At 67.7% G+C, this 25,250-nt stretch carries 24 protein-coding genes and 1 tRNA gene; 11 read left to right on the top strand and 14 right to left on the bottom strand.

Annotated features, from left to right (window positions below; genetic code table 11):
• Positions 1–39 precede the first annotated feature (39 nt).
• The 5 genes from QP457_RS04040 to QP457_RS04020 form a co-directional block, all read right to left on the bottom strand.
• Positions 40–999 carry a ribose-phosphate diphosphokinase gene (locus QP457_RS04040; RefSeq protein ID WP_025879147.1) on the bottom strand — a complete coding sequence of 320 codons (960 nt, stop codon included), beginning with the start codon at positions 997–999 and terminating at the stop codon, positions 40–42.
• 138 nt (positions 1,000–1,137) lie between these two features.
• Positions 1,138–1,214, bottom strand: a tRNA-Gln gene (locus QP457_RS04035).
• Between the two features lie 11 nt (positions 1,215–1,225).
• The gene (ispE, locus tag QP457_RS04030) at positions 1,226–2,095 is read right to left on the bottom strand and encodes a 4-(cytidine 5'-diphospho)-2-C-methyl-D-erythritol kinase (RefSeq protein WP_205404582.1); all 870 of its coding nucleotides are present in this window, start codon (positions 2,093–2,095) and stop codon (positions 1,226–1,228) included.
• Positions 2,092–2,751, bottom strand: a complete 660-nt coding sequence (lolB, locus tag QP457_RS04025; RefSeq protein ID WP_180166826.1) for a lipoprotein insertase outer membrane protein LolB — start codon at positions 2,749–2,751, stop codon at positions 2,092–2,094. The genes ispE and lolB overlap by 4 nt, the downstream gene beginning before the upstream one ends.
• Positions 2,748–4,433 (bottom strand): tetratricopeptide repeat protein, encoded by a 1,686-nt coding sequence (locus tag QP457_RS04020; protein WP_205404581.1) that lies wholly within the window; start codon positions 4,431–4,433, stop codon positions 2,748–2,750. Before QP457_RS04020 ends, lolB begins: the two co-directional genes overlap by 4 nt.
• A 63-nt stretch (positions 4,434–4,496) precedes the next feature.
• Here QP457_RS04020 and hemA point away from each other — a divergent pair, with 63 nt between their 5' ends.
• Genes hemA through ppk2 form a run of 4 tightly spaced genes read left to right on the top strand, consistent with a single transcriptional unit; the run spans position 4,497 to position 9,381 of the window.
• Entirely contained in the window at positions 4,497–5,780 is a 1,284-nt protein-coding gene (gene hemA, locus QP457_RS04015; protein ID WP_100463152.1) for a glutamyl-tRNA reductase, read from the top strand.
• Positions 5,758–6,840 carry a peptide chain release factor 1 gene (prfA, locus tag QP457_RS04010; RefSeq protein WP_205404580.1) on the top strand — a complete coding sequence of 361 codons (1,083 nt, stop codon included), beginning with the start codon at positions 5,758–5,760 and terminating at the stop codon, positions 6,838–6,840. Before hemA ends, prfA begins: the two co-directional genes overlap by 23 nt.
• Positions 6,841–6,845: 5 nt before the next feature.
• Complete coding sequence (locus QP457_RS04005; RefSeq protein WP_205404579.1) at positions 6,846–8,552, top strand: tetratricopeptide repeat protein; 1,707 nt, start codon at positions 6,846–6,848, stop codon at positions 8,550–8,552.
• A gap of 46 nt (positions 8,553–8,598) precedes the next feature.
• Positions 8,599–9,381, top strand: coding sequence for a polyphosphate kinase 2 (gene ppk2 / locus QP457_RS04000; protein ID WP_099819381.1), 783 nt, complete (start codon positions 8,599–8,601; stop codon positions 9,379–9,381).
• Between the two features lie 540 nt (positions 9,382–9,921).
• Here the strand turns inward: ppk2 and QP457_RS03995 are convergent.
• On the bottom strand, positions 9,922–10,485 hold the full coding sequence (locus tag QP457_RS03995; protein WP_205406454.1) for a TlpA disulfide reductase family protein: 564 nt from the start codon (positions 10,483–10,485) through the stop codon (positions 9,922–9,924).
• Positions 10,482–11,756 (bottom strand): YihY family inner membrane protein, encoded by a 1,275-nt coding sequence (locus tag QP457_RS03990; RefSeq protein ID WP_032977469.1) that lies wholly within the window; start codon positions 11,754–11,756, stop codon positions 10,482–10,484. The genes QP457_RS03995 and QP457_RS03990 overlap by 4 nt, the downstream gene beginning before the upstream one ends.
• A 77-nt stretch (positions 11,757–11,833) precedes the next feature.
• On the opposite strand from QP457_RS03990, the gene wrbA reads away from it, so the two are divergent.
• From wrbA to QP457_RS03975, 3 genes are all read left to right on the top strand, one after another.
• Complete coding sequence (wrbA, locus tag QP457_RS03985) at positions 11,834–12,427, top strand: NAD(P)H:quinone oxidoreductase (protein WP_093818977.1); 594 nt, start codon at positions 11,834–11,836, stop codon at positions 12,425–12,427.
• Entirely contained in the window at positions 12,424–12,759 is a 336-nt protein-coding gene (locus tag QP457_RS03980; protein WP_099820220.1) for a DUF2069 domain-containing protein, read from the top strand. Before wrbA ends, QP457_RS03980 begins: the two co-directional genes overlap by 4 nt.
• A 79-nt stretch (positions 12,760–12,838) precedes the next feature.
• On the top strand, positions 12,839–13,324 hold the full coding sequence (locus QP457_RS03975; protein WP_033830416.1) for an asparaginase domain-containing protein: 486 nt from the start codon (positions 12,839–12,841) through the stop codon (positions 13,322–13,324).
• Between the two features lie 297 nt (positions 13,325–13,621).
• Here the strand turns inward: QP457_RS03975 and QP457_RS03970 are convergent, their stop codons facing one another.
• The 3 genes from QP457_RS03970 to sufT all read right to left on the bottom strand — a co-directional run bounded on the left by QP457_RS03970 (position 13,622) and on the right by sufT (position 17,516).
• Positions 13,622–15,361, bottom strand: coding sequence for a S8 family peptidase (locus tag QP457_RS03970; RefSeq protein WP_100551629.1), 1,740 nt, complete (start codon positions 15,359–15,361; stop codon positions 13,622–13,624).
• A 449-nt stretch (positions 15,362–15,810) separates the two neighbouring features.
• On the bottom strand, positions 15,811–16,905 hold the full coding sequence (locus QP457_RS03965; RefSeq protein ID WP_100463132.1) for a branched-chain amino acid aminotransferase: 1,095 nt from the start codon (positions 16,903–16,905) through the stop codon (positions 15,811–15,813).
• A gap of 59 nt (positions 16,906–16,964) precedes the next feature.
• A complete protein-coding gene (gene sufT / locus QP457_RS03960) occupies positions 16,965–17,516 on the bottom strand; it encodes a putative Fe-S cluster assembly protein SufT (RefSeq protein ID WP_025877975.1) in 552 nt (183 codons plus the stop codon).
• A gap of 121 nt (positions 17,517–17,637) precedes the next feature.
• Between sufT and QP457_RS03955 the strand changes: the two genes are divergently transcribed.
• Positions 17,638–18,057: a hypothetical protein gene (locus tag QP457_RS03955; protein WP_099820223.1), complete on the top strand. Its 420-nt coding sequence runs from the start codon at positions 17,638–17,640 to the stop codon at positions 18,055–18,057.
• 157 nt (positions 18,058–18,214) lie between these two features.
• On the opposite strand, the gene QP457_RS03950 is transcribed toward QP457_RS03955, so the two are convergent.
• Positions 18,215–19,675 (bottom strand): NAD(P)(+) transhydrogenase (Re/Si-specific) subunit beta, encoded by a 1,461-nt coding sequence (locus QP457_RS03950; protein ID WP_205406453.1) that lies wholly within the window; start codon positions 19,673–19,675, stop codon positions 18,215–18,217.
• Positions 19,672–19,992 carry an NAD(P) transhydrogenase subunit alpha gene (locus tag QP457_RS03945; RefSeq protein WP_089238935.1) on the bottom strand — a complete coding sequence of 107 codons (321 nt, stop codon included), beginning with the start codon at positions 19,990–19,992 and terminating at the stop codon, positions 19,672–19,674. The genes QP457_RS03950 and QP457_RS03945 overlap by 4 nt, the downstream gene beginning before the upstream one ends.
• Positions 19,993–20,089: 97 nt before the next feature.
• Here QP457_RS03945 and QP457_RS03940 point away from each other — a divergent pair, with 97 nt between their 5' ends.
• From QP457_RS03940 to QP457_RS03930, 3 genes are read left to right on the top strand one after another with little or no spacing between them, the layout of a single operon-like run.
• Positions 20,090–20,674, top strand: a complete 585-nt coding sequence (locus tag QP457_RS03940; RefSeq protein WP_205406452.1) for an RNA polymerase sigma factor — start codon at positions 20,090–20,092, stop codon at positions 20,672–20,674.
• Positions 20,671–20,997 carry a hypothetical protein gene (locus tag QP457_RS03935; RefSeq protein ID WP_205406451.1) on the top strand — a complete coding sequence of 109 codons (327 nt, stop codon included), beginning with the start codon at positions 20,671–20,673 and terminating at the stop codon, positions 20,995–20,997. The genes QP457_RS03940 and QP457_RS03935 overlap by 4 nt, the downstream gene beginning before the upstream one ends.
• A 4-nt stretch (positions 20,998–21,001) precedes the next feature.
• A complete protein-coding gene (locus QP457_RS03930) occupies positions 21,002–21,466 on the top strand; it encodes a DUF3106 domain-containing protein (protein ID WP_205406450.1) in 465 nt (154 codons plus the stop codon).
• Positions 21,467–21,538: 72 nt separating this feature from the next.
• On the opposite strand, the gene QP457_RS03925 is transcribed toward QP457_RS03930, so the two are convergent.
• Complete coding sequence (locus tag QP457_RS03925) at positions 21,539–22,618, bottom strand: NAD(P) transhydrogenase subunit alpha (RefSeq protein WP_180166815.1); 1,080 nt, start codon at positions 22,616–22,618, stop codon at positions 21,539–21,541.
• 52 nt (positions 22,619–22,670) lie between these two features.
• A complete protein-coding gene (locus QP457_RS03920) occupies positions 22,671–24,992 on the bottom strand; it encodes a DUF1631 domain-containing protein (RefSeq protein WP_180166814.1) in 2,322 nt (773 codons plus the stop codon).
• Between the last annotated feature and the right edge of the window lie 258 nt (positions 24,993–25,250).

Genomic DNA, 25,250 nt, shown 5'->3' with positions numbered 1-25,250 from the left:
CCCAGTGTGTCCCTGCCGTTGCCGGCGGGGACGAAAAAATCAATCGACGTACAGCGAGCTGACCGACTCACCGAAGGCGATGCGGCGCATCGTTTCGGCCAGCATTTCCGCCACGCTCAGCTGGCGGATCTTGCTGCACACCCGCGCGGCGTCCTTCAGCGGGATGGTGTCGGTCACCACCAGCTCATCGAGCTGGGAATTGGTGATGTTGTCCACCGCCGGGCCCGACAGCACCGCGTGGGTGCAGTAGGCGGCGACCTTGAGCGCACCGCGCGCCTTCAGGGCAGCAGCAGCGGCGCACAGGGTGCCGGCGGTATCGACGATGTCATCGACCATCACGCAGGTCTTGCCTTCGACGTCACCGATGATGTTCATCACGGTGGAGACGTTGGCGCGCGGACGCCGCTTGTCGATGATCGCCAGGTCGGCGTCATCCAGGCGCTTGGCCACTGCGCGGGCACGGACCACGCCACCCACGTCCGGCGACACCACGATCAGGTTCTCGGTGCCGTAGGCGCGCCAGATGTCGGCCAGCAGCAGCGGAGAGGCATACACGTTGTCGACCGGAATATCGAAGAAACCCTGGATCTGGTCGGCGTGCAGGTCGACGGTCAGCACACGATCAGCGCCGGCGGTGCTGAACATCTTCGCCGCCAGCTTGGCGGTGATCGGCACGCGCGAGGAACGCATGCGGCGATCCTGGCGCGAGTACCCGAAGTACGGCACCACCGCGGTCACGCTGGCCACCGATGCGCGCTTGAGCGCGTCGATCAGCACCAGCAGTTCCATCAGGTTTTCCGCGCTCGGCGCCGAGGTCGGCTGGATCACGAACACGTCCTGCTTGCGGACGTTCTCTTCGATTTCCACCTGCACTTCGCCATCGGAGAAGTGCGAGACCAGCGCCTTGCCCGGGCGCACTCCCAGTTCCTTGCAGATGTTCTGCGCCAGACGTTTGTTGGCGTTGCCGGAAAAGACCAGCAGGTTCGGGGACTCTTGCATCATGATTGTCTCGGGCGGGGACGAGTGGCGGGGATCCGGTAGCGGCAAGGACCACTGCGGCCCCTGCTGCTGACAACACCGCGGCTGTTCCCACGTCCCGCGCAGGTGATGCGCTGGAAGGCGCGGACGCAGCCGCATTGGCAGGGGCGGGAGGATTCGAACCTCCGAATGCCAGGATCAAAACCTGGTGCCTTGGGCCTCTTGGCGACGCCCCTGCATTGATGAATCAGTGTTGCTCGAGTGCATCCAGCAGTGGCGAACGTGCAACGCCCGCAGCCACCCTTGCCCGCAACTCCTTCGACAACTTCGCTCGTCCCTGCTCGGCGGCAGCCTGCGAATCGAACTCGACGAAACAACCACTTCCCGAACCGGTCAGGCGTGCCGTGCCAATGTCGCTCAACGCAGCAAGCACCGCCTCGACGGCAGGCTCACGGCGGCGCAGCACCGGTTCGAACACGTTCCCGACCAGCGAGCCGGAAGCGAAGTCCTCTATTTTCGCCTGTGGACTGTCGCGCGTCAAATCCGGATCAGCGAACAGGAGGGGCGTCGGCACATGAACGCCCGGTTCGACCACCACATACCAGGCCTGCGGCAGGGTAATCGGCTGCAGCCGCTCGCCCACCCCTTCGGCCCAGGCGTTGTGGCCACGCACGAACACCGGCACGTCGGCGCCAAGGCGCAACCCCAGCGCAGCCAGCGCATTTTCGTCCAGCCCCGCACCCCAGAGGCGGTTCAACACCACCAGCACGGTGGCCGCGTCGGACGAACCGCCGCCGAAACCGCCGCCCGCAGGAACATGCTTTTCGACGATGATGTCGACACCTTGATCGACATTCGCCGCCTCTTTGAGCATCCGCGCCGCGCGAACCGCCAGATCATCGGCCTCGGCGACGCCAGCCAGGCCATCGCCCTGCCGTCGCACCTGGCCGTCTTCACGCAGGCGCAGGCCGATCCGGTCGCCCCAGTCGAGCAGGCGGAACACCGTCTGCAGCTCGTGGTAGCCATCGGCACGGCGGCCGGTAATGTGCAGGAACAGGTTCAGCTTGGCCGGGGCCGGCCACCAGGACCAGCCCGCGTCATCCACCCGCGCGTTCATGGCGCGCCCTGGCCCCATTGGTCGACCAGCAGGCGCACCTTGGCGTCGCCATTGACCGCTTCGACCCTGCGCGGCAGGGCCGGACGCCCGGCTTCGGCCGGGTACCAGTCCAGATATTGGATCACCCACCCCATCTGCTGCATGCGCCGCGGACGGCCATCCGCATCACGATCGATCTTTCCCGGCCCCGCGCTGTCGCCGGCAACCAGGCCGCGTACCCAGTCCGGCAGCTGATTGACCGGAATATCCCAGCCGGTCGCCTCCAGCAGCAGCGCCTGCGCGTCTTCACCCTCGCGCGGACCACCGGCCAGTCCCTCCAGGCGCCCGGCTTCATGGTGGGTATCACCGCTCAACTTCCAGCTCTGGCGGGTCACCGGTGCGCTCAATTCGACGACATAGCGCTGGCCTTCCTGTTTCCAGTCGATGCGGCCGCTGCCACCGTCCTTGCCCTTGCTGACCGCCACCCGGCCCTGGAAATTCCAGTCCGCTGCCGAACGCACGGCATCCACGCGAGCGGTCTCGGCCGCGGCCGCTTCGGCGGAAACGGTCGTGACCACGGCCGGTGCCGGCGTCTTCTGCCGGCCAACGGTGGTACAGGCACTCAGGGCCAGGGTCACGGCCACCAGCAGCAGGGGCCGGATCGTGGAAACACTCATGGATTGAATTTCTCGCGGGCGCGCAGCAGCGCGCGGTTTTCAGGGTCGAGCCGGGCCGCTTCCTCGAAGAAGTGACGGGCCTCATCGTGCTTGCCCATCACCCACAGCACCTCGCCCACGTGGGCGGCGATTTCCGGGTCCTTGGCCAGCGTCCAGGCGCGGCGCAGCTGCACCAGCGCGTCGGCGTTGCGCCCCAGCCGATACAGCACCCAGCCATAGCTGTCGACGATGGCCGCGTTGTCCGGTTCGGCCACGCGCGCGCGGTCGATCAGTTCGAGCGCTTCCTGGTAGCGGCCGGTACGGTCGGCCAGGGTGTAGCCCAGTGCGTTCAGTGCCGGCACGTTTTCCGGCTCGGTCACCAGGATCTTGCGCAGATCGGCCTCGGCGCGGGCGATGTCATCGCGACGCTCCCAGGCCAGCGCACGGGCATACAACAGGCCGTTCTCGTCCGGATACGCAGCCAGGCCACGGGCCAGTGCATCGATCTCGCCGGGAAGGTCGTCGGCGCGCTGACGCAGCTCGGCTTCCAGCAGATACGCATCGCGCCGCACATCGTCATCCACGCCGGCATCGGACTGGATCGCATGCACTTCATCCAGCGCCAGCGACTGCCGGCCCGCCAGACCCTGTGCATTGGCCGCGCGCAGGCGCGCTTCATTCAGTTCATCGCCGCCAGGCACGCTGTGGTACCAGTTGACCGCCTCCGGGTAGCGCTTGAGGTACTCGGCGATCTTGCCCAGCAACAGGCGCTGCGCCGGGTCCGGCTTGGCCGCCTGCCGCGACAGCTCGTTGTACAGGTTGGACAGCGCGGCCTTGTCGCCCTGCTTGGCCAGCAGCGAAGCGCGCATGCCCCACGTCTGCACATTCTGCGGACCGACCGCCAGCACGCGCTCGGCCGCTGCCGGCTGGCCGAGGCTGTCATAGGCGATGGCCACCGCATTGCGCAGTTCCGGATCCTGACGGGTCTTCGGTTCCACCCCACGCAGCAGCGACAGCGCCTGCTCGGTCTGTCCGGCCTGCTGCAGCTGGCTGGCGCGCAGCAAGGCGACGCGCGGCTCCTCGGGGAAGCGCTTGACCACCTCATCGATCATGCGCCGCGCCAGCTCGGGCTTTTCCATGCGCAACGCCAAGCGTCCAAACTCCTGCCAGGCCTCGATCTTCTGGGGAATGGCGTTGGCATCGACCAGCTCGCCCAGCACCTGGGCCGGCACGGCCGGATCGCGGCCGCCGCCGATCAGGGCACCCAGGGCAAACTTCCAGCCCTCGTCGCCCGGATCCTGCAACAAGGCCTGAAGCTCGCTGCGCGCAGCCTTCACATCGCCCTGGCGCATCGCCAGCGCACCGGCGGCGCTGCGCATCGCCAATGAGCGCGGCGCACGCTGCTGCCACAGGGCCAGGCCCTTGGCCGCAGCATCATCCTCGTTGGCCAGCATGGCGATGCGGGTCGCCCGCTCGGCCAGGCCGGCGTCGCCGTCGGTCTGCTGGGCGGCCTGCAGGTACCAGCGCGCGGCCTCGGCCAGCTTGCCCGCCTGCAGGGCGAACTCACCAGCCAGGACCGGCTCCAGCGCCAGTTCCTCAGTCACCGCGGGCCGTGCAGGCGCCTTGGCGGGCACCGCCGCCAGGGCCTGGGCACAGGCCAGAGACAGCAGCAGAACACTGGGGATGCGAATCAATGCGGGCATCGTCGGCATCGGGGCCTTAAAATGTCGTCCAATGGCCAGCAGCTTATCGCAAGCAACTGAACAATGACCCTGTGGGTGCTCGGACTGAATCACCAGACCGCACCGGTGGAACTGCGCGAACGCGCAGCCTTCGCCGGTGACGCGTTGCCGCGCGCGCTCGGTTCGCTGCGCGATACCCCGCAGATCGCCGAGGCGGTACTGCTGTCCACCTGCAACCGCACCGAGCTGTATGCCGTGGCCGAATCCGCGCAGGCACTGGACCAGTGGCTGCACGCCCAGGCCGGCGACCTGCAGGGCTACCTGTACCAGCACGCCGATGCCGATGCCGTCCGCCACCTGTTCCGGGTGGCGACGGGACTGGATTCGATGGTGCTGGGCGAGCCGCAGATCCTCGGCCAGGTGAAGGATGCCTGGTCGACCGCGCGCGACCACGGCCTGCTCGGCCAGCGCCTGGACCGGTTGTTCCAGCAGACGTTCTCGGTGGCCAAGCGCGCGCGTACCGATACCCAGGTCGGCGCCAACCCGGTATCGGTGGCCTCGGCAGCGGTACGCCTGGCACAGAACGCATTTGCCCGCCTGGATGATTCCACCGTGCTGCTGGTCGGCGCTGGCGAGACCATCGAACTGGCCGCGCGCCACCTCAGCGAAGGCAAGGTGCGGCGGCTGCTGATCGCCAACCGCACCCTCGCCCATGCGCAGGAACTGGCCAGCCGCCATGGCGGTGTGGCGCTGCCGCTCACCGAACTGGAACGCCACCTGGCCGAGGCCGACGTGGTGTTCTCGGCCACCGCCGCCCGCGAACCGGTGATCCACCGTGCCGCGGTGGCCAACGCCCTGCGCGCACGCCGGCACAAGCCCATGCTGCTGTTCGACCTGGCCGTGCCGCGCGACATCGAAGCCGACGTTGCCACGCTCAAGGATGCGTTCCTTTACACCGTGGACGATCTCGAGCGCGCGGTGGAAGACAACCGCCGCAGCCGCCGCGAGGCCGCCGCTGAGGCCGAGACGATCATCGACCTGCAGGTTTCGCGCTTCGTGGAAACGCTGCAGGCCAGTGCCCACCAGGCACCGCTGCGGCAGCTGCGCGCCTTCGGCGAGGCCACCCGTGCCGAACTGCTGGAACGCGCGCGCCAGCAGCTGGCCAACGGCAAGCCGGCCGACGAAGTGCTGGAACTGCTTGCCCACGGCTTGACCAACCGCCTGCTGCATCCGCCGACCGCCGCCCTGCGTGCGGCTGCGCTCAGCGGCGATGCCGACCTGACCCGCGCCGCCGAGCGCCTGTTCCCGGCGACGCCGGGTTACCGCCACCCACCTGTGAGAACCGATGACGCCGACCCTGCGCCGTAAGTTGGAAGCGCTGGCCGAGCGCCGCGAAGAACTGGAACGTCTGCTCGCCGAACCGGAGGTGGTCGCCAACAACGCGCGCTTCCGCGATCTTTCGCGCGAATTTTCCCAGCTCGAACCGATCGCCACCGCACTGGCCGATGAAGCACGCGCCAAGGCCGACCTGGCTGCGGCCGAAAGCATGCGTACGGACCCGGACCTGCGCGAGCTGGCCGACGAGGAAATCGCCGCCGCACAGGCCCGCCTGCAGGAACTGGAGCAGGAACTGGCGCTGCTGCTGGTGCCGCGCGACCCGCGCGATGAAGGCAACCTGTTCCTGGAAGTGCGCGCCGGTACCGGCGGCGACGAGGCGGCGATCTTCGCTGGCGACCTGTTCCGCATGTACGCCCGCTACGCCGAGCGACAGGGCTGGAAGGTCGAGATCGAATCGGACAATCCCGGCGAACATGGCGGCTACAAGGAAGTGGTGGCACGCGTGGTCGGCCGTGGCGCGTTCTCGCGCCTGAAATTCGAATCGGGCACGCACCGCGTGCAGCGCGTGCCGGCCACCGAATCGCAGGGCCGCATCCACACCTCGGCGGCCACCGTGGCGATCATCCCGGAAGCCGACGAAGTCGATGAGATCGTCATCAACCCGGCTGACCTGAGAGTCGACACCTACCGTTCTTCCGGCGCCGGCGGCCAGCACGTCAACAAGACCGAATCGGCGATCCGCATCACCCACGTTCCCAGTGGCGTGGTGGTGGAATGCCAGACCGAGCGCAGCCAGCACGCCAACCGGGACAAGGCGATGAAACGCCTGAAGGCACAGCTGCTCGATGCCGAGCGCCAGCGCCATGACGCGGCGCAGGCCGAATCTCGGCGCCTGCAGGTCGGCAGCGGCGACCGCAGCCAGCGCATCCGCACCTACAACTTCCCGCAGGGCCGCATCACCGACCACCGCGTGGAAGGGCTGACCCTGTACGACCTGCCCAACGTGTTGGCCGGCGACCTGGATCCGCTGCTGCAGCGACTGAGCCACGAGCACCAGGTCGATGCCCTGGCCCAGCTTTCGGCCGGCTGACCCGCATGTCGGCCTGGCAGCAGCGGCAGCAACTGCAGCAGGCGATCGCGCGCCAGCCCGGCGACTTCGTTGCCTGGGTGATGCTGGCCGACCTGGAACTGGAAGCCGGCGACATTGCGGCCGGCGAGCAGGCCGCGCGACGCGCGCTGCAGCTGCGGCCCAATCATCCTGAAGCACTTGCCCGGCTGGGCCGGGTAGCGTGGATGGCAGGGGCGCACGCCGATGCCGCCACGCTGCTGGGCCAGGCCTCTGCGCTGGCACCGGAGCACCCGGGCATCGCGTTGTGGCTGGGGCACGCGCTGGAAGATGCCAACGATGCGGAAGGTGCATCGGCAGCCTATCGCCGCGCGCATGCGCTGATGCCCGATGAGCCGTATATCGCCGCACAGCGCCTCGCCTGGCAGCGTCGCCTGTGCGATTGGCAGGACGTGGATGCGCTGGCCGCCCAGGTGCGCGGCGCGCTTGCATCTGGCCAGGGCGTGGTTGAGCCCTTCGCGTTCCTCAGCGAAGACGCCAGCGCGGCCGAACAGCTGGCTTGTGCGCGTGCGCGCGCGGCCGCTGTCGCTGCTGCGGTGCGGCCACTGCCGCCGGTGAAGCTGCGCGAACGGGGTCCACTGCGCGTGGGCTTCCTGTCCAACGGGTTCGGCGCTCATCCCACCGGATTGCTGACGGTGGCGCTGCTGGAACACATGGGCCAGGACCCGGCCCTGCAGCTGCATCTGTTCGCGCTCAACGCCGACGATGGCAGCCGCATCCGCCAACGCCTGCAGACCGCCACCCGGCTGCATGACGTGGCGGGATTGCGCCATGCCGATACCGCCGCGCGCATCCGCGCACAGGGCATCGACCTGCTGTTCGACCTGCGCGGCTGGGGCGGCGGCGGCACACCGGAAGTACTAGCCATGCGCCCTGCCCCGCTGCAGCTCAACTGGCTGGCCTACCCCGGCACCTCCGGAGCGCCGTGGCTGGAGGCAGTGATCGGAGACAGCTTCGCGCTGCCGCCCTCACTGGAAGCGCACTACAGCGAACGTGTGCTGCGCCTGCCGCGTGCGTTCCAGCCGTCGGACAACACCCGCGTGCTGGAGCCGGCACCGGACCGCGCGGCGTGCGGACTGCCTGCGCAGGGCACGGTATTCTGCTGCTTCAACAACAGTTACAAGCTCAACCCGCGCAGCATGGGCCGCGCGTTCGCGGTGCTGCAGGCCGTACCCGGCAGCGTGCTGTGGCTGTTGTCCGGCCCCGGCCAGGCCGATGCGCGGCTGCGTGCCGCTGCGCAGGCAGCAGGACTCGATCCGGCGCGTCTGGTGTTCATGGCCAAGCTGCCGCATCCGCAGTATCTGGCCCGCTATCAGTTGGCCGACCTGTTCCTGGATACGAACCCGTACAACGCGCACACCACCGCGTCGGATGCACTGTGGGCCGGCTGCCCGGTACTGACCTGCCCCGGCGCCACCTTCGCCGCGCGCGTGGCCGGCAGCCTTAATCATCAGCTGGGTCTGGAGCACATGAACGTCGCCGACGATGCGGCGTTCGTCGCCACCGCCAGTGCACTCGGCAACGACCCTGTCGCCTTGGCCGCAGTGCGCGCCGAACTGGCGCAGGCACGCGAGCGCAGCGGCCTGTTCGACATGGCAGCTTTCGCGCGTGATCTGTCCGCACTGCTGCAGCAGCTGGCCCGCGAACAGGGCTGGCAGGGCCTCGACACGCCCTGACCTCGCCCTGCGCTACGCTCGGGCCTCCTTCCCGCGTGGTATGACGATGGCCAAGCTCAAGCGCAAGGAATACGACGAACTGCTGCAGCCGCTGCAGCTGGAACTGGCGGCGATGGCACGCTGGGTGCAGCACAGCGGGCAACGCCTGCTGGTGCTGTTCGAAGGACGCGATACCGCCGGCAAGGGTGGCGCGATCCAGACCATCAGCGAGCACCTCAACCCACGCCAATGCAGGGTGGTGGCGCTGCCCAAACCCACCGACCGCGAAGCCACGCAGTGGTACTTCCAGCGCTACGCCTCGCATCTTCCGGCTGCCGGCGAGATCGTGCTGATGGACCGCAGCTGGTACAACCGCGCCGGCGTTGAACGGGTGATGGGCTACTGCAGCGAGACCGAATACCAGCAGTTCCTGCGCCAGGCGCCGGTGTTCGAACAGCTGCTGGTGGATGACGGCATCCTGCTGTTCAAGTACTGGTTGTGCGTGGACCAGGAGCAGCAGGAAAAGCGCTTTGCCGAACGCCATGTCGATCCGCTGAAGGGCTGGAAGCTGTCACCGGTGGACCTGAAGTCACGCAGCAAGTACAGCGCGTACACCGAAGCGCGCGAGGCGATGCTGCGCGCGACCCATCGCGACGGTGCGCCGTGGACGCTGGTGGATTTCAACGACCAGCGGCTCGGTCGCCTGACCCTTGCCCGCAACCTGCTGGACCGGCTGCCGGACACGCGGGTGGATGCACCGTTGCCGGAGCTGCCGAAGCTGAAGGGCAAGCTGCATCGCGAGCACTACGATGTACTGAAGCCGATCGAGGATTTCCCGGTCAAGGACTGAGGTAGGTTCGGCAGGGCTGCGCCCTGCACCTGCTACCGGCAAAGGCAACTGCCGAAGCAGCAGCAAAAGCGGATATTCCGAGGGATGGCGGGGCGGTGTCGGATTGCGGGGACGCCGTGAACCCGTCCATGGGGGCTTGGCCGCGGCATCCATGCCGCGGACACCCCGCAATCCGACACCGCCCCACCTCTGACAGATTTCCGCGGCTGTTGGTGGGTGTCGACCTTGGTCGACACATCTGTCAGATATCGATATCAAAGAATGGGGTCAGATCCGTTTTCCTACGGAAAACGGATCTGACCCCAAGAGCCATTCCGACAGTTCGCGAGAATCTGTCGAAGGCGGGGTGGGTCCGGTTGCGGGGGCGTGAGCGCCATGGATGGCGCGACCGAGCTTACATGGACGTACTTGCAGCGTCCCCCGCAACCGGACCCACCCCGCCTACCCTCAGGAAACCCGCTTCTGCTTCGGCTGTTGCTGTTGCTTCGGCTGTTGCTCTGGCCTCTGCGGGTGCAGGGCGCAGCCCTGCCGACCAACCCCTTACTTGGCAGCCGCGATCTGCTTTTCGATGTCGGCCGCCGTGACCGGGCCCAGGAAGCTGTGCGCCAGCTTGCCCTGCGGATCGATCAGGTGGGTCAGCGGCAGGCCGCGCGGGGTGGCGAAGTCGGCCGGCGGATCGAACGGATCGACGATCACGATCGGGTAGGTCACCGGATGCTTGGTCAGGAACGACTGCATCTCCGGCGCCTCGATGTCCTCGTAGGCCAGGCCAACCACTTCGATGTTGCTGCGCATGGCATGCAATGCCGACAGCTCGGGCATTTCCTTGCGGCAGGGTGCACACCAGGTCGCCCAGAAGTTCACCACCACCCACTTGCCGCGATGTGCGGCCAGGTCGTAATCGCTGCCATCGACCGCCTTCATCTTCAGCGTCGGGAACTCGGCAGTGACACGCTCGGCGGGCGTGTCCTCCACCGGCGCCGGCGCGGCCGGGGTCGGTGCCTGCGCGGGCGGCTGGCTGCTGGCCGGGGTCGGCTCCTGCGCGGGTTTGCAGGCGGCCAGGGCCAGCAGCGCAGCCAGCAGCAACGGGGTCTTGCAGGTCATGGGGCGTCTCCAGAATCAGGGTAGATGTCGCTGACGCGACGCTTGAGGCGTTCACGCAGCGGCAGGCGCAACTCATCCAGCGCGGCCAATGCGGCCCGGCCAAGGCTGTCATCGCGGTAAGGCAGGTGTTGTTCGGCCACCGGAATGCGCAGCTGCGTGCATTCGTACAGATCGCCCAGGCTGACCTGGTCCAGGTCACGGGCCAGCAGCCATTCCCCGCGCTCATCACGGCGCAGCAGGCCGATGCCCTCCAGGTGGCAGGCCAGGTCCTGCAGCAGCGAGTCGGTCAGCATCGGTTCCAGCCGCAGGATCTCGTCGTCGGCCAGACCCCTGCCTTTGGCGCGTGCGTGCTGGAAGCGCCCGAGCAGGCGCAGCAGGCCATAGAACTCGTAGCCCTGCGGCAGGCGAAGTTCCACCGGCTGGTAGCGGAAGGCCGCCATCGACGATGCCAGCGACGCGCCCAGCAGCACGGCCACCCAGCACAGGTAGATCCACAGCAGCAGGATCGGCACGAAGGCCACCGTGCCATACAGCTTCTGGTAGGACTGGAAGCTGCCCAGGTAAGCACCGATGCCCCACTTCACCAGCTCCAGGATCACCGCGGCGAGAATCGCACCCGGAACCGCGTGGCGCCACTTCACCGTGTGGTGTGGCACCACCCGGAACATCAGGGTGATGCAGACGAATTCGATCAGGATCGGCGCCAGCCGCAACGCGAGATCGGCCAGCCAGCGCCCCTCCTGCGTGCCGAACAGCGGCATCGCGAACACCCGCGCCGACACGGCCAGTGAAGCGGCGGCAAGCATCGCGCCGAGGGTCAGCACCGTCCAGTAGACCAGGAAGCGGGTCAGTCGTGGCCGGCTGCTGCCGACGCGCCAGATCTGGTTGAAGGTCTCTTCAACACTGTTGAGGGTGATCAGCAGCGAGATGACCAGGGCGATGAAGCCGGCGGCCGTGAGCTGGCCCGCGCTGGCCGAGAACTGCCGCAGGTAGCCCTCGGCGGCGCGCGCGGCATTGGGCACGAAGTTGGAGAAGACGTAGTCGCTGAGCTGGTCGCTCCAGCGGTCGAACACCGGGAAGGCCGAGAGCACGCCGAACACCACGATCGCCAACGGCACCAGCGCGAACACCGTGGTGTAGGCCAGCGCGGCGGCCGCCTGGAACAGGCGGTCGTCGAGGAAGCGGCGCCACAGGAAGCGGCCGAAGCTGGCGGCGCGTGCGCGATCCCGCGCGCGCTCCATCCACAAATTGAGCGTATCCAAAGGTTCCATCGGCGAAAGGGTACCCGATGCGGAATCGATGCAGGATAGCCATACTGGCGTCCACACGATGAGGAGAGCTGGGCGCGATGGGCGAAATCCTGGTGCTGTACTACAGCCGCGGCGGTTCGGTGGCACGGCTGGCGCGCCAGATCGCGCGGGGCATCGGCGAGGTGCCGGGCATGGCGGCGCGGCTGCGCACGGTGCCGCCGGTGGCTGCCGTCACCCAGACCGCGCAGCCTCCGGTGCCGGACGATGGCGCGCCGTATGTGAGCGTGCAGGACCTGGTGGAGTGCCAGGGACTGCTGCTGGGCAGCCCCACCCGTTTCGGCAACATGGCCGCGCCGGTCAAGCATTTCCTCGATGGGCTCGGCGCCGAATGGGTGAACGGCACGCTGGCGGGCAAGCCGGCCGGGGTGTTTACGTCCACCGCGTCGATGCATGGCGGCCAGGAGTCGACCCTGCTGTCGATGCAGGTGCCGCTGCTGCACCACGGCTGCCTGATCGTCGGCATTCCGTTCACCGAGCCGGCGCTGAGCCACACCACCAGTGGCGGCACGCCGTATGGCGCCAGCCACGTGGCCGGTGCCGCCGACGACCCGCAACCGACCGACGATGAGGCGGTTCTGGCACGGGCGCTGGGCCGGCGCGTGGCCGACATCGCGCAGCGGCTGGCACGATGAGCGCCGCGCCGCGCACCGTGCTGCTGCTGGCCTTGATGGGGTTGGCGGCGCTGTTTGCCGGCTGGTTCATCAACGACAGGCACTGGCTGGCCACCCAGCTGGTGTTCACCGCGCCACCGCTGGCGCTGGCCATCGCCCTGCGGCTGGGCTGGCGCAAGGCCGGGTTCTGGGCGGCGGTGCTGGCCCTGGGCTGGTTCAGCCACGGCGTGATGAGCGCCTGGAGCCATCCCGAGACCCGCTGGCTGGCGCTGATCGAAATCGTGCTGGCGCTGCTGGTGATCTTTTCGGCCAGCCTGCCCGGCCTGCGCGCCCGTTTCGGGCGGCGGCGCTGACGCTGCGCCCGGTGGGCCGTATCATCTGTGTTCCCGGCCCCGCGCCGCTGTACCTGCCTTGGTTTCGCGCATGCACATGATGGAAGAGCTCCTGGTCGTCACCACCGGTGGCACGATCGACAAGATCTATTTCGACGACAAGTCGGACTACCAGATCGGCGACCCGCAGATCGGCATGATCCTGCGCGAACTGGGGGTCACGTTCCGGTTCAACGTGATTCCGATCCTGCGCAAGGATTCGCTGCACATCAACGACGACGATCGTGAGCTGATCCGCGCGACGATCGCTGCGCAGCCCACCCGCCACGTGCTGGTGACCCATGGCACCGATTCGATGGTGCAGACCGGCAAGGTGCTGGCGACGATTCCGGACAAGACCATCGTGATGACCGGTGCGCTGAGCCCGGCGCGTTTCCGTGGTTCGGATGCGGAGTTCAACATCGGCTGTGCGATCGGTGCGGTGCAGTCGCTGCCTGCGGGGGTGTTCATCGCGATGAATGGCCGGATCTTCGATCCGCAGCATGTGCGCAAGAACGTGGCGGCGAACCGGTTCGAGTCGGTTTGAGGGATTGAGGCGCGCTGTCGCGCGTCGGCGTTTCGGTTGCTGTAGTGGTGAGAGGCTCAGGCTCCCATCGCAGGACACGCCGTAAACCCATCCATGGGGGCTCGATGGCGCCATCCATGGCGCCAACGGTCCTGCGATGGGAGCCTGAGCCTCTCCAGACAGTTGCCGGTGCGCGGCCATCAAGGTCAAGGGCAGAGCAAGAGCAAATGCACTGCTGCACATTGCTTTCTCCGCTTCGCCGCCTAAAAAAAACACCCCGGCCGAGGCCGGGGCGTGCCCATGGAGAGGGGCTTGGGCTCAGTACTGGGCGTTGAGGGTCACGCCCGAGAAGGTGCTGTAGGCCTTCACCCGCACGTGCCATACGCCGGCAGCGGGGCTGTTGACGGTGCAGGTCTCGTTGTTGCCGCTCAGGTACGGGCGGCAGGTGTAGACGGTGTCGGTCGGGGCACTGCCCTGGCGCAGGTACAGGTCGGCGTCACCGCTGCCGCCGCTGATCGCCACGCGCAGCTGCGCGCTGCCAGCCGGGACGTTGACGGTGTAGCTGAGCGATGCGCCGCTGGCCGCGCCGAGGCCGGTGACCGGCACGTTGTTCTGCAGCACGGTGCCGCCCGGGTTGGGGGTGGTGCCGTTGATCGCGGCTGTCACTGCGGCATCGGCGTCGATGATGCCGGCGCCGCAACCACCCGAGCACGCACCTGGCAGCGGACGCGCGGTGCTCTTGATGATGCTTTCCACCTGCGCCGGGCTGAGCGGGCTCGGTGCCACCGACTGCATCAGCGCAACGACGCCGGCCACGTGCGGCGCCGCCATCGAGGTGCCGTTGTAGGACGCATAGCTGGCGCTGCCCGGGGTGGTGGTGCCGCTGTTGAGGGTGGACAGGATGCCCTGGCCCGGTGCGGAGATGTCGATGCCGGTGCCGTAGTTGGAGAAGCTGGCACGTGCACCTGCCGAGGTGGTCGCGGCAACCGCGATCACGTTCGGGCAGTTCGCCGGAACCGACGAGGACACGTTGGTATTGCTGTTGCCGGCAGCGACCACCACGGTGGTGCCACGGCCGACCGCGCCGTTGATGGCGTTCTGGTAGGTGGTCGAGCAGCTGCCGCCGCCGCCCAGTGAGAGGTTGATGACCTCGGCCGGATTGGCGTTGGCCGGCACACCGCTGACCGTGCCGCCGGAGGCCCAGACGATAGCGTCGGCGATATCGGAGGTATAGCCGCCGCACTTGCCGAGCACGCGCACCGGCACGACCTTGGCATTGAAGGCGGTACCGGCCACGCCGGTGCTGTTGTTGGTCACCGCAGCGACCGTGCCGGCCACGTGGGTGCCATGCCAGCTGGAGTTCGAGCCCGGGTAACCGGCCTGGCACTCGTTGTCGCCGTACCAGTCACCCTCGTCGTTGGGATTGCTGTCACGGCCACCACCATCGCGCGCCATCGCCGCGTCGCTGATGAAGTCATAGCCGGGCAGGATGTTGGCGTTGAGGTCGGCATGGTTGGTGATGCCGGTATCGATCACGGCCACGACCACGCCGGTGCCGGTGGCCTTGTCCCAGGCCGGGCGCACGTTGATCGACGCGTTGGACGTACCGAAGCCCCACTGCTCGCTGAAGCGGGTGTCGTTCGGGGTCAGCGTCGGGCGCATGATCTGGTCGACTTCGACGTATTCCACGTTCGGGTCGGCGGCGAGCTTGCGCATCAGCAGTTCGGCGTCGGCCTGGTCCAGCGCACGGTCAGTCCTGACCACGGTGGAGCCGACAGCGAGCTTGCGGACCTGCTGCAGGCCCAGCGCGCGGCCCTGGCTGCTGGCGATGCCGGCAGCAGCGGTCTTCAGCGATGAGGCGAGTGCGGTGGTGTTGGCCACCGGCGCACTGCCGTCGCGGTACTTCACGATGAACCGCTGATGGGTCGGCGCGGACTGCAGGCCGCTGAGCTGGACATCACCGGCCAGCGCAGGCGTGGCCAGCAGCAGCGATGACAGGACGGACGCACCAAGGACCACCCACACACGACGCACACGCGGTTGCGTTACCTGGGACATCGGATTTCCCTTCTAATGGTAGGAATGCCGGAATCGGCAGAAGCACCGGCCTGAACCGTGGGCTGGCTTGCAATGGCGAGGTTCGGGTCCGGCGAGCCAGCGGATTCCCCTGACCATCCGCTGTGTTGATGACGCTAGTGGCTCAAACCGGACACCACAAGATTTTCAGCGTCTTTTCAGCAAGATGAAATGTTGGATCTGAGACTTTCCGGGTCGAGGGTTTGTGAAGGTGAAGGAACTTTCGCGTCACCTGCACAGACCTGACTGCGCAATGTCCTGTCTCATCATGTCTTTGCCGACATCGGCGTCGGGAGATTCGGGGTCAGACCCCTTTTCCGCAGGAAAAGGGATCTGACCCCAGGCTCACAACGCAGAAAGCCCGTCGCGAGGACGGGCTTTCCAGAGGAGCAGCCGAGCGTGGGCTCGGCTCTACAGTTCAATGCGGGCGATCAGCCCAGCTTGACCAGCCAACCGTGGCGGTCCGGCAGGCGGCCGTACTGGATGTCGGTCAGTTCCTTGCGCAGCGACATGGTCACTTCGCCGGCAGGCGCATCGATGTCACCCACCGAGAAGCCTTCGCCCTTCAGCTGGCCGATCGGGGTGACCACCGCAGCGGTACCGCAGGCGAACACTTCGGCGATCTCGCCGGAGGTCACGCCCTGCTTCCACTCATCGATGGTGACCTTGCGCTCTTCGACCTTCATGCCACGGTCGCGGGCCAGCTGCAGGATGCTCTCGCGGGTGATGCCCTCGAGGATGCTGCCGGACAGTTCCGGCGTGACCAGGGTGCCGTCCTTGTAGACCAGGAACACGTTCATGCCGCCCAGTTCTTCCAGGTACTTGCCTTCGACCGGGTCCAGGAACAGCACCTGCGAGCAGCCCTGTGCCTGCGCCTTCTGCTGCGGCAGCAGCGACGCGGCGTAGTTGCCACCACACTTGGCCGCACCGGTGCCGCCCTTGGCCGCACGCGCGTACTCGGTGGACAGCCAGATCGACACCGGGGCGACGCCCTTGGCGAAGTACGGGCCGGCCGGGCTGGCGATCACGTAGTAACCGGCCTTGTGTGCGCCGCGCACGCCGAGGAAGGCTTCATCGCCGATCATGAACGGACGGAAGTACAGGCTCGACTCATCGGCCGACGGCACCCAGGCGCTGTCGACGGCGATCATCTGCTTCAGCGATTCGACGAAAATCTCCACCGGCAGTTCCGGCAGCGCCAGGCGCTGCGCCGAACGCTGCAGGCGACGGCCGTTGGCATCGGGACGGAAGGTCCAGATCGAACCATCGGCATGGCGGTAGGCCTTGATGCCCTCGAAGATCTCCTGGCCGTAGTGCAGCACGGCCGCGGCCGGGTCCAGCTGCAGCGGACCATAGGCGCGCACGTTGGCGTTGTGCCAGCCGGTGTCCTTGTCCCAGCGCACTTCCACCATGTGGTCGGTGAAGTGCAGGCCGAAGCCCGGCTTCTCCAGGATCTGGGCGCGCTCTTCAGCGCTGCGCGGGTGGTCCGAACGGGTGACGGCGAAGCTGGGAATGGACTGGGACACCGGAGATTTCCTGTTCTGGTTGCGGGTAATGCCGGGCCCGCGTCACTGCGGGCCGTGGGTCAAAGCATGCCGGTTTCGAGCCGGGCGGCCTCGGACATCATGTGCTGGTTCCACGGCGGGTCGAAGACCAGCTCGACGTCGGCCTCGGCCACCGTCGGGATCATTTCAAGCTTGCTGCGCACGTCGTCGACCAGGATGTCGCCCATGCCGCACGCGGGCGCGGTCAGGGTCATCTTCACGTCGATCTCGCGCTGCCCTTCGTCCAGGTGCTTGATCTCGACCTCGTAGACCAGGCCCAGTTCGACGATGTTCACCGGAATTTCCGGGTCGAAACAGGTGCGCAGCTGCTGCCACACCAGTTGTTCGACCTGCTCGTCGCTGGCATCGTCGGGCAGCTCCAGCGGCGCCGGCGCCTCCTTGCCGATGGCATCGCCATCCTTGCCGGCGATACGGAAAAGATTGCCCTCGACGAACACCGAATAACTGCCGCCCAACGCCTGGGTGATGTACCCATAGCTGCCGGCGGGCAGGGTCACGGTGTCGCCCTGCGGGACCATCACGGCCTCGCAATCGCGTTCGAAGTGGACGGGTTCGCTGCTACGGGAATACATGGGGACCGATATGGGGCTGCGGCCGAAGCCACGCAAGACGGCATTCTAACGTAGGCGCCCGGCCCTCGCCGGTGCACTGCGGCAAACCACAGTATCCTGTGGGCGACCTTCAGGAGCTTCGATGTCCTCCAATGCCGCACGTGCCAGGACCGTTACCTGGCTCTGGCCCTTCATGTTGTTGCTGGCGCTGGCCACCGCCCCCCTCGCCTGGATGCTTATCGCCCTGTTCACCGGCCGTCCGGTCGGCTGGATGGCGGTACTGACCGCCCTGGAACTGGTGTTCATGCTGCGTCTGGGCACGCTTGGCCCCGGCAAGCTGCGCATCGCCCTGGTCGTGCTGGGCACGCTGCTGGTGGCCGCCATCGCGAACTGGGCCATCGCCAGTGCCTGGATGGGCGGCTCGATGGGCCTGAACCCGTGGGACGCCTCGCTGCGGATGGGCCCGCACCTGGCCTGGACGCTGATCACCCTGGCCAATGGCGTGGTCGAATGGCTGTGGCTGGCGGTAGGCATTGCCGTAGGTGCCTGGCTGGCGCGTTGATCGCGCCGGTGATGCCCTGGTAGATCCACGCCACGCGTGGACATGTCTGGTAGATCCACTCCATGCGTGGATGGGGGGGGAGCGCCGGGCCATGCCCGGCGAGCGCAGCGATCTGCACGAAAGGCCGCCGGGCATGGCCCGGCGCTACCGTACGGCCTCAATGCCCGCCGTCGAGCGCCTTCAGCTCACTGACCAGCGAGGACGCCGCCTCCGCACCATCGCCGTACAGCATGCGCGTGTTGTCGGCGTAGAACAGCGCATTCTCGATGCCGGCAAAGCCGGTGCCCTTGCCGCGCTTGATCACCACCACGTTGCGCGCGTTGACCACGTCCAGCACCGGCATGCCGTAGATCGGGCTGGCCGGATCGGTGCGCGCCACCGGATTGACCACGTCGTTGGCGCCGATCACCAGCACCACGTCGGTGGTGGCAAATTCGGGATTGATGTCGTCCATGTCCGCGATCAGGTCATACGGCACACCCGCTTCGGCCAGCAGCACGTTCATGTGCCCGGGCATGCGCCCGGCCACCGGGTGGATGGCGAACTTCACCTTCACCCCGCGCGTGATCAACCGCTGTGCCAGTTCCCAGATCTTGTGCTGGGCCTGGGCCACGGCCATGCCATAGCCGGGCACGATCACCACACGTTCGGCAAAGCCCATCATCGCGGCTACGTCGGCCGCTTCGATGGGCTTCTGCGAACCGGAAATCGCCTGCGCTTCACCCCCGGCGCCACCGCCGAAATTGGAGAACAGCACGTTGCGGATCGGCCGGTTCATCGCCTTGGCCATCAACCGGGTCAGCAGGATGCCCGCTGCACCGACCATCATGCCGGCGATGATCAGCGCCTCGTTGCCCAGCACGTAGCCTTCGAAGGACACCGCCAGGCCGGTGAACGCGTTGTACAGCGAGATCACCACGGGCATGTCGGCGCCACCGATCGGCAGCGTCATCAACACGCCCAGCGCCAGCGCCAGCACGAAGAAGGCGACGATGGCCCAGGTGCTGAGCGTGCTGGCAGCGATGATGCCCAGCACCACTACGGCCAGCGCCACCAGCAGGTTCATCACCTGCTGGCCCGGCCAGGTCACGCGCTTGTCGAGGCGGCCATCGAGTTTGGCCCAGGCGATCACCGAACCGGACAGCGACACCGCACCGATCGCCGCGCCGACCACGGCCAGCACCAGCACCGTGCCGGATGGCTGGCGCGCGGCCAGGTCGGCCATCGCCTGCGCACTCCAGTGGGTGGTATCGCGGTTGGCCAGGAAGGCATAGCGCAGCAGTTCCACCGCGCCGATGGCCGCCGCCGAGCCACCGCCCATGCCGTTGTACAACGCGACCATCTGCGGCATGTCGGTGACCGCGACCTTGCCCGCCGACCACCAGGCCAGGCCGGCACCCAGCAGCAGTGCCACCAGGATCAGCGGCACGTTGTGCAGTTCGGGCAGGAAGAAGGTCGCCACCGTGGCCAGCAGCATGCCCAGCCCCGCCCAGCGGATACCGCTGCTTGCGGTCATCGGCGAGGCCATGCGCTGCAGGCCGAGCAGGAACAGGGTGGCGGCAACCAGGTAGCTGGCCTTGACCAGCCAATCGAGCAGTTCGACAGTGCTGATGTTCAAGCCTGTGGCTCCTTCGGTTCATCGTTGCCGGTCTTGCGCACGCTCGGCTTGAACATTTCCAGCATGCGCGCGGTGACCACATAGCCACCGGCTGCGTTGCCGGCGCCGAGCACCACGGCAAGGAACCCCAGGATTTTCTCCAGCGGTGTCTGCGCGTGCCCCAGCACCACCATCGCGCCGATCAGCACGATGCCGTGGATGAAGTTGGAGCCCGACATCAACGGGGTATGCAGGATCACCGGGACCCGGGAAATGATCACGTGGCCGGCAATGGCGGCCAACATGAAGATGTACAGCGCCACGAACCCGTCACTCACCGGCAACGCTCCTGCTCTGTCTTCGTCGCCCCATCATAACCACGGGCTGAACCCCGCGCGCGTCCCGGTCAACCACGGCGGCACTCACGCGTTGTCGATGGTGACCCCTGTCGAGGAACCGTACCCTGTGCTGGTGAGCAGCCCTGTCCCCCCGAGCGCCGAGACCGATGCCCTGCCGGCGTCGCTGGAAGCGTTCCTGGCCAGCGTCGGCCCCCGCGCGTTCCGCTTCGCCGAAGCCGGCCTGCGCCAGCGCGACGACGCCATGGATGCGGTGCAGGACGCGTTGATGCGCATGCTGGACTACGCCGACAAGCCGGCCGCCGAGTGGGCGCCGCTGTTCTGGAGCATCCTGCGCCGGCGGGTGATCGACGTGCAGCGCCGTCGCCGCTTCCGCCTGCCGTTCTGGCGCGACAACCAGGATGCGGAGGGGGGCGAGATCGACTGGGCTGATCCCGGCCCGGACCCTGCGCAGGCGCACGAGCAGCGCCAGCAGTACCAGCAGCTGGTGCAGGCGCTGCGCGAGCTGCCCGCCCGCCAGCGCGAAGCCTTCACCCTGCGCGTGCTGCAGGACCTGGATGGCGCCACCACCGCCCGCGCCATGGGCTGCAGCGAGGGCGCGGTAAAGACCCATCTGGCGCGCGCCCGACAGGCGCTGCAGAATGAACTGGAGATACACCCGTGAACCGCCCCCTGCCTTCCGAAGACGCCCTGCGCAGCCTGCACGCGCAGTCGTTGCAGGCGCTGTCGCCGGCCACGCTGGCACGCCTGCGTAATGCCCGTCACAGCGCCAGCAGGGCGCACGCCAGTCGCTGGCGCTGGTGGCTGGCCAGCGCCTGTTCGCTGGTGATCGCACTGGGCGTCGGTGTCCAGTTCGTCGGCCCGGGCGAGCATCAGGGCGCTGCCACCACGCCGATCGCGGCCGCAGAAGAAGACAATGGCGCGCTGTACGACGAGAATCCCGATCTGTACCTGTGGCTGGGCGACAACGACCTGGCGATGGAGTGAACCCATGTTGCGATACCCCTCCCTGCCCCTGCTGATCGCCCTGACCCTGTTGCCGGCTGCGTCGGCCCTGGCGCAGGCCTCCGCACCGGTGCCTGCCACCCGGCCGGCACCTGCTGCCACGCCGCTGCCAAACTGGGAACAGCTGGGCCCGGCCCAGCGCGAGGCGCTGCTGGCGCCGCTGCGTGACCGCTGGAACGGCGCCGATCCCGCGCAGCGCCAGCGCATGCTGTCGCACGGCCAGCGCTGGCAGTCGATGAGCCCGGAAGAGCGCGACAAGGCCCGTCGCGGCCTGCGCCGCTTCGAACACATGAGCCCGGAACAGCGCGAGCAGGCCCGGGCGCTGTTCGGCCAGATGCGTGACCTCAGCCCGGCCCAGCGCGACGCCATGCGCGAGCGCTGGTCACAGATGAGCACGGAAGAACGCAGGGAATGGGTGCGCGACAACCCACCGCCGGCGAAGCCGCGGTAACCCGCCATCCGCACGCTGGGCCCCTCATCCACGCATGGCGTGGATCTACCGGAGAGGCCCGGCGCTACCAACTCATGCCTGCCAGCGGGTCTTGGCCAGCAGTTCGTCTTCCCAATCGAAGCCCAGCTGGCCGTCGCGCACGAACAGGGCGACGAAGTTCATCAGGTTGCGTGCATACATCTCGCTGGCCTGGGTGGCGCCCCGGCTGGCCAGGCCCAGCGGGCCGTCGATGGTCACGCCCTGGTGCTCGATGCATTCGCCGGGCTGGGTCAGTTCGCAGTTGCCACCGCTCTCGGCGGCCAGATCGACGATCACGCTGCCTGCAGCCATGCCTTCGACCATCGCGGCGGTGACGATCGTCGGCGCACGGCGTCCCGGCACGGCGGCAGTGCAGACCACCACGTCCACGCTGCGCAGATGGTCGCCGAGGCGACGCTGCTGTTCGGCGCGTTCTTCATCGGTCAGCGCCCGCGCATAACCGCCCTCGCCCACCGCGCTTACCCCGAGATCGAGGAAGCGCGCACCGAGCGACTGGATCTGTTCGCGGGTTTCCGGGCGCACGTCGAAGCCCTCCACCTGCGCACCCAGGCGGCGCGAGGTGGCAATGGCCTGCAGGCCGGCGACACCGGCGCCGATCACCAGCACCTTGGCCGGACGCACGGTACCGGCGGCAGTGGTCAGCATCGGGAAGAAACGCGGCGCACGTTCGGCAGCGATCAATGCCGCCTTGTAGCCGGCCATGCCCGCCTGCGAACTGAGTACGTCCATCGCCTGCGCGCGCGTGGTGCGCGGCAACTGCTGCAGCGGGAACAGGTGCAGGCGGTCATCCGAAGCCAATGCGGCCAACGCCGGGTCAGCCGCCGGGGTCAGCAGACCGACCACGCTGGCGCCTGGCTTGAGCTGGGCCAGCACCTCTGCCGCTGGCGCCTGCACGCACAGCAGGATGTCGATCTCGGCCCAACGGGCGGCATCGAAGGCACGGGCACCTGCGTCGTCGTAGGCGGCATCGGTGAAACCGGCGGCCTGGCCCGCACCGGGCTGATACCACACGGTGATGCCCAGCGCACCGAGCTTGCGCGCCGTCTCCGGCGTGAGCGCAACGCGTCGTTCGCCCGGCGCGGTCTCCTTGATCCCCAGCAACGCCACGGCCATGCAGATTCCCGCTGATCGGTGAGTGGGTCCGATCCTAGCAGGCGTACGCGGCTCAGTGCAGCGTCGCACCACCCGGGTCGAGGCGGTCAAGCACGCCCTGCATGGCGCTGTCGAAGGCGCCATCGTCGACGTGGGGACGCAGGCGACCCAACCGCACCATCACCGCCAGCTCCTCGGGCGAGGCCACGCAGAAGCGCACGCCACGACGGTTGACGAACAGCAGGCGCGCGGAAATCGGGCTGATCCAGGACAGCTTGCCGGCCTGCACCTTGCCATCCTTGTCGACGAAGTCCAGCCAGTTGCCGATTTCCATCCGGCGGAAGCGATCGGCATCGGCGTTGTCGAAATCGTCGGTATTGAAGCTACTGCCCAGCTCCACGGCCGGCGTTTCCGGTGCCGGCGGTGCGGGCAGCACCACCTGCGGCAGCTCAGGCAACGCGCGCTGCAGCTCCGGTCGCGATTCGGCGATGCCCTGCAATGTGTCGTGCAGCGCGTCGACGGCTGCGGTGGCAGCGTCGCCATGCACGCCGACGCTGGCAAACACCTTGGCCAGCAGCGGCTGCCAGGCCTGCAGCCACGGCTTGCCGACAATCTGCCGGCGCGCCTCGGCCACTTCCTCCAGCAGGCCATCAGCCAGGGTCAGCGCCTCGGCCACCGAAGCCCCCTCCTCGCCCTCGCGCAGCAGCGCCAAGGTCAGATGGTGCTGCCAGGGCTGGCGCAGGAATTCGGCGATCGCCGGCGGCAGGGTGGCGTCGCCGATGCGACGATCCAGTTCGGCACCGGCACGGGTACGGGCCATTTCCAGCTTTTCCTGGCCGCGCTGGGTCTCGGCGGCCCGACGCTCGGCGATTTCCACGCGACGGCGGTGCTGTACCAGGAAATCGCGGAACTCTTCTTCCAGGGTCAGGAAGATCGCCAGGTTCTCGTTGAACTCGGCGACCAGCCGCTCGATGATCTCTTCGACCTTGGCCATCAGCATGCGCTCGGCCTGGCTTTCGCCGGTGTTGCCCTCGCAGGCCTCGGCCAGCGAATTGAGCAGCTTGCGCGCCGGGTGGGTCTTCTGCACGAACATGCGGCGATCCAGCATCGCCACCTTCACGAACGGAACCACCAGGCGGCCGATCAGCTCACGCGAGCGGCCTTCCAGCTCGCGCTCATCGAGCATCACATCGAACAGCATGCCGACCAGGTCGATCGCATCCTCGTCCTGCGCGTCCAGCCGCGTCTGGCCCGGATCGACACCCAGCCGGGTGGCGCTGGACAGCACTTCGCTCTTCAAGCGCTGCGCCAGGGATTCGCCGTCCTCGCCGATCGCCGCACGCAGGGTCGCACTGGGCGTGGCCTGCAGCAGCGACAGTACGGACATCATTTCGCGCTGGCTCAACGGGCGATGCTGGCCAACCGCGACCTGCGCCGCAGAGGTCGCGTCCTCGCGCACGTGGCGGGTCTGCTGCAGCAGTTCGTGCAGGGCCTCCAGCAGCATGCCCTGCTGGCCGGAATAGGCTTCACCGGACGGGCTCTCTTCGCCACCCGCGTGCTGCTGCATGTGGCCACGACGCTCCGACCAGCGCGCGGCAAATCGCTGCGCCCAGGCCGGTGCGGCCTGTTCGTCGTCATTGAATTCGTTGTCGAAGCCCGGTGCCGTGCGCTGCTCGACCAGATCATCCAGGCCATGCGCAACGTGCTGCGTCGGGGCCGGTGCCAGTGGCCGGCGCGGGGCACCCATCTGCGACATCACCCCGGCCGCGGCCAGGTGCTCGTCCAGCTTTTCGTAGATGCGGCCCACCGGCGCGCGCATGTCGCGCTCGCACAGCTTGATCAGCACCAGGTGCACTTCCGGGGCCAGCTCACAGCCGGCGAAGGCTTCGTGGATGGCCACGCCCAGATGCTCGGGGCTGATCGGGTTGCGGTCGGCATCGAGGTCGATACCGCCACCCAGCCAGCCCAGGCGACGGTCGAGCCGCGCCAGCACCGGCTTGAAGTCGCGCAGCAGCACGGTGGCGAAGTTGCGCACCGCCAACCGCGATTCCAGTACATGTTCCGGCACCAGGCTCAGGCCGTCCTGGGCCTGTCCGGACAGGGTCAGCTCGGCAGAGACGGGCTCGCCTGCAGCCAGGCCGGCCCAGGCATGGCCGAGATGGCCGGCGAAGGCACCGGCAATCTCCTCACGGCGGCGGCGCAGCTCGCGCATCGCGTCCAGGAACAGCAACTGCGACGAGCCGGCATTGCCGGCACGGTCGAACAGGGCATCATCGAAGCGGGCCAGTGCCGCGCCAAAGGCCTGGCACAACGCCGGCAGGACGATGTCCCGGGCAAGCTGGAGCTGGGCCGGGTCACGGCCCGGCGATCCCATCGGAGTGGGCGCGCTCATCATTCGGGAAGGCTCCCCACCTTCTCTGGTGCGACAGACATCATGGACATCGCGACGGCCGGTGCACCCCATGCACCGGTCCCTCGATGGTAGGCCGGCCAGCCCATCACGGACAGTGAAACAGTCCTCACTTCAAACCTCATGAACGGCGGCCCGGCAATATTACGTATCGTAAGCCGTGCAGGGCCTGCGAGGCGAGGGGAAGCGGGGCTTCGTGATCCGCCAGTGGCATGATGTTCATCACAGTTTGCTATTCAGGGG

The sequence above is a fragment of the Stenotrophomonas sp. As-7 genome, from assembly GCF_030291015.1.
Taxonomy (GTDB): domain Bacteria; phylum Pseudomonadota; class Gammaproteobacteria; order Xanthomonadales; family Xanthomonadaceae; genus Stenotrophomonas; species Stenotrophomonas lactitubi.
This window is presented reverse-complemented; position numbering and strand designations above follow the sequence as displayed.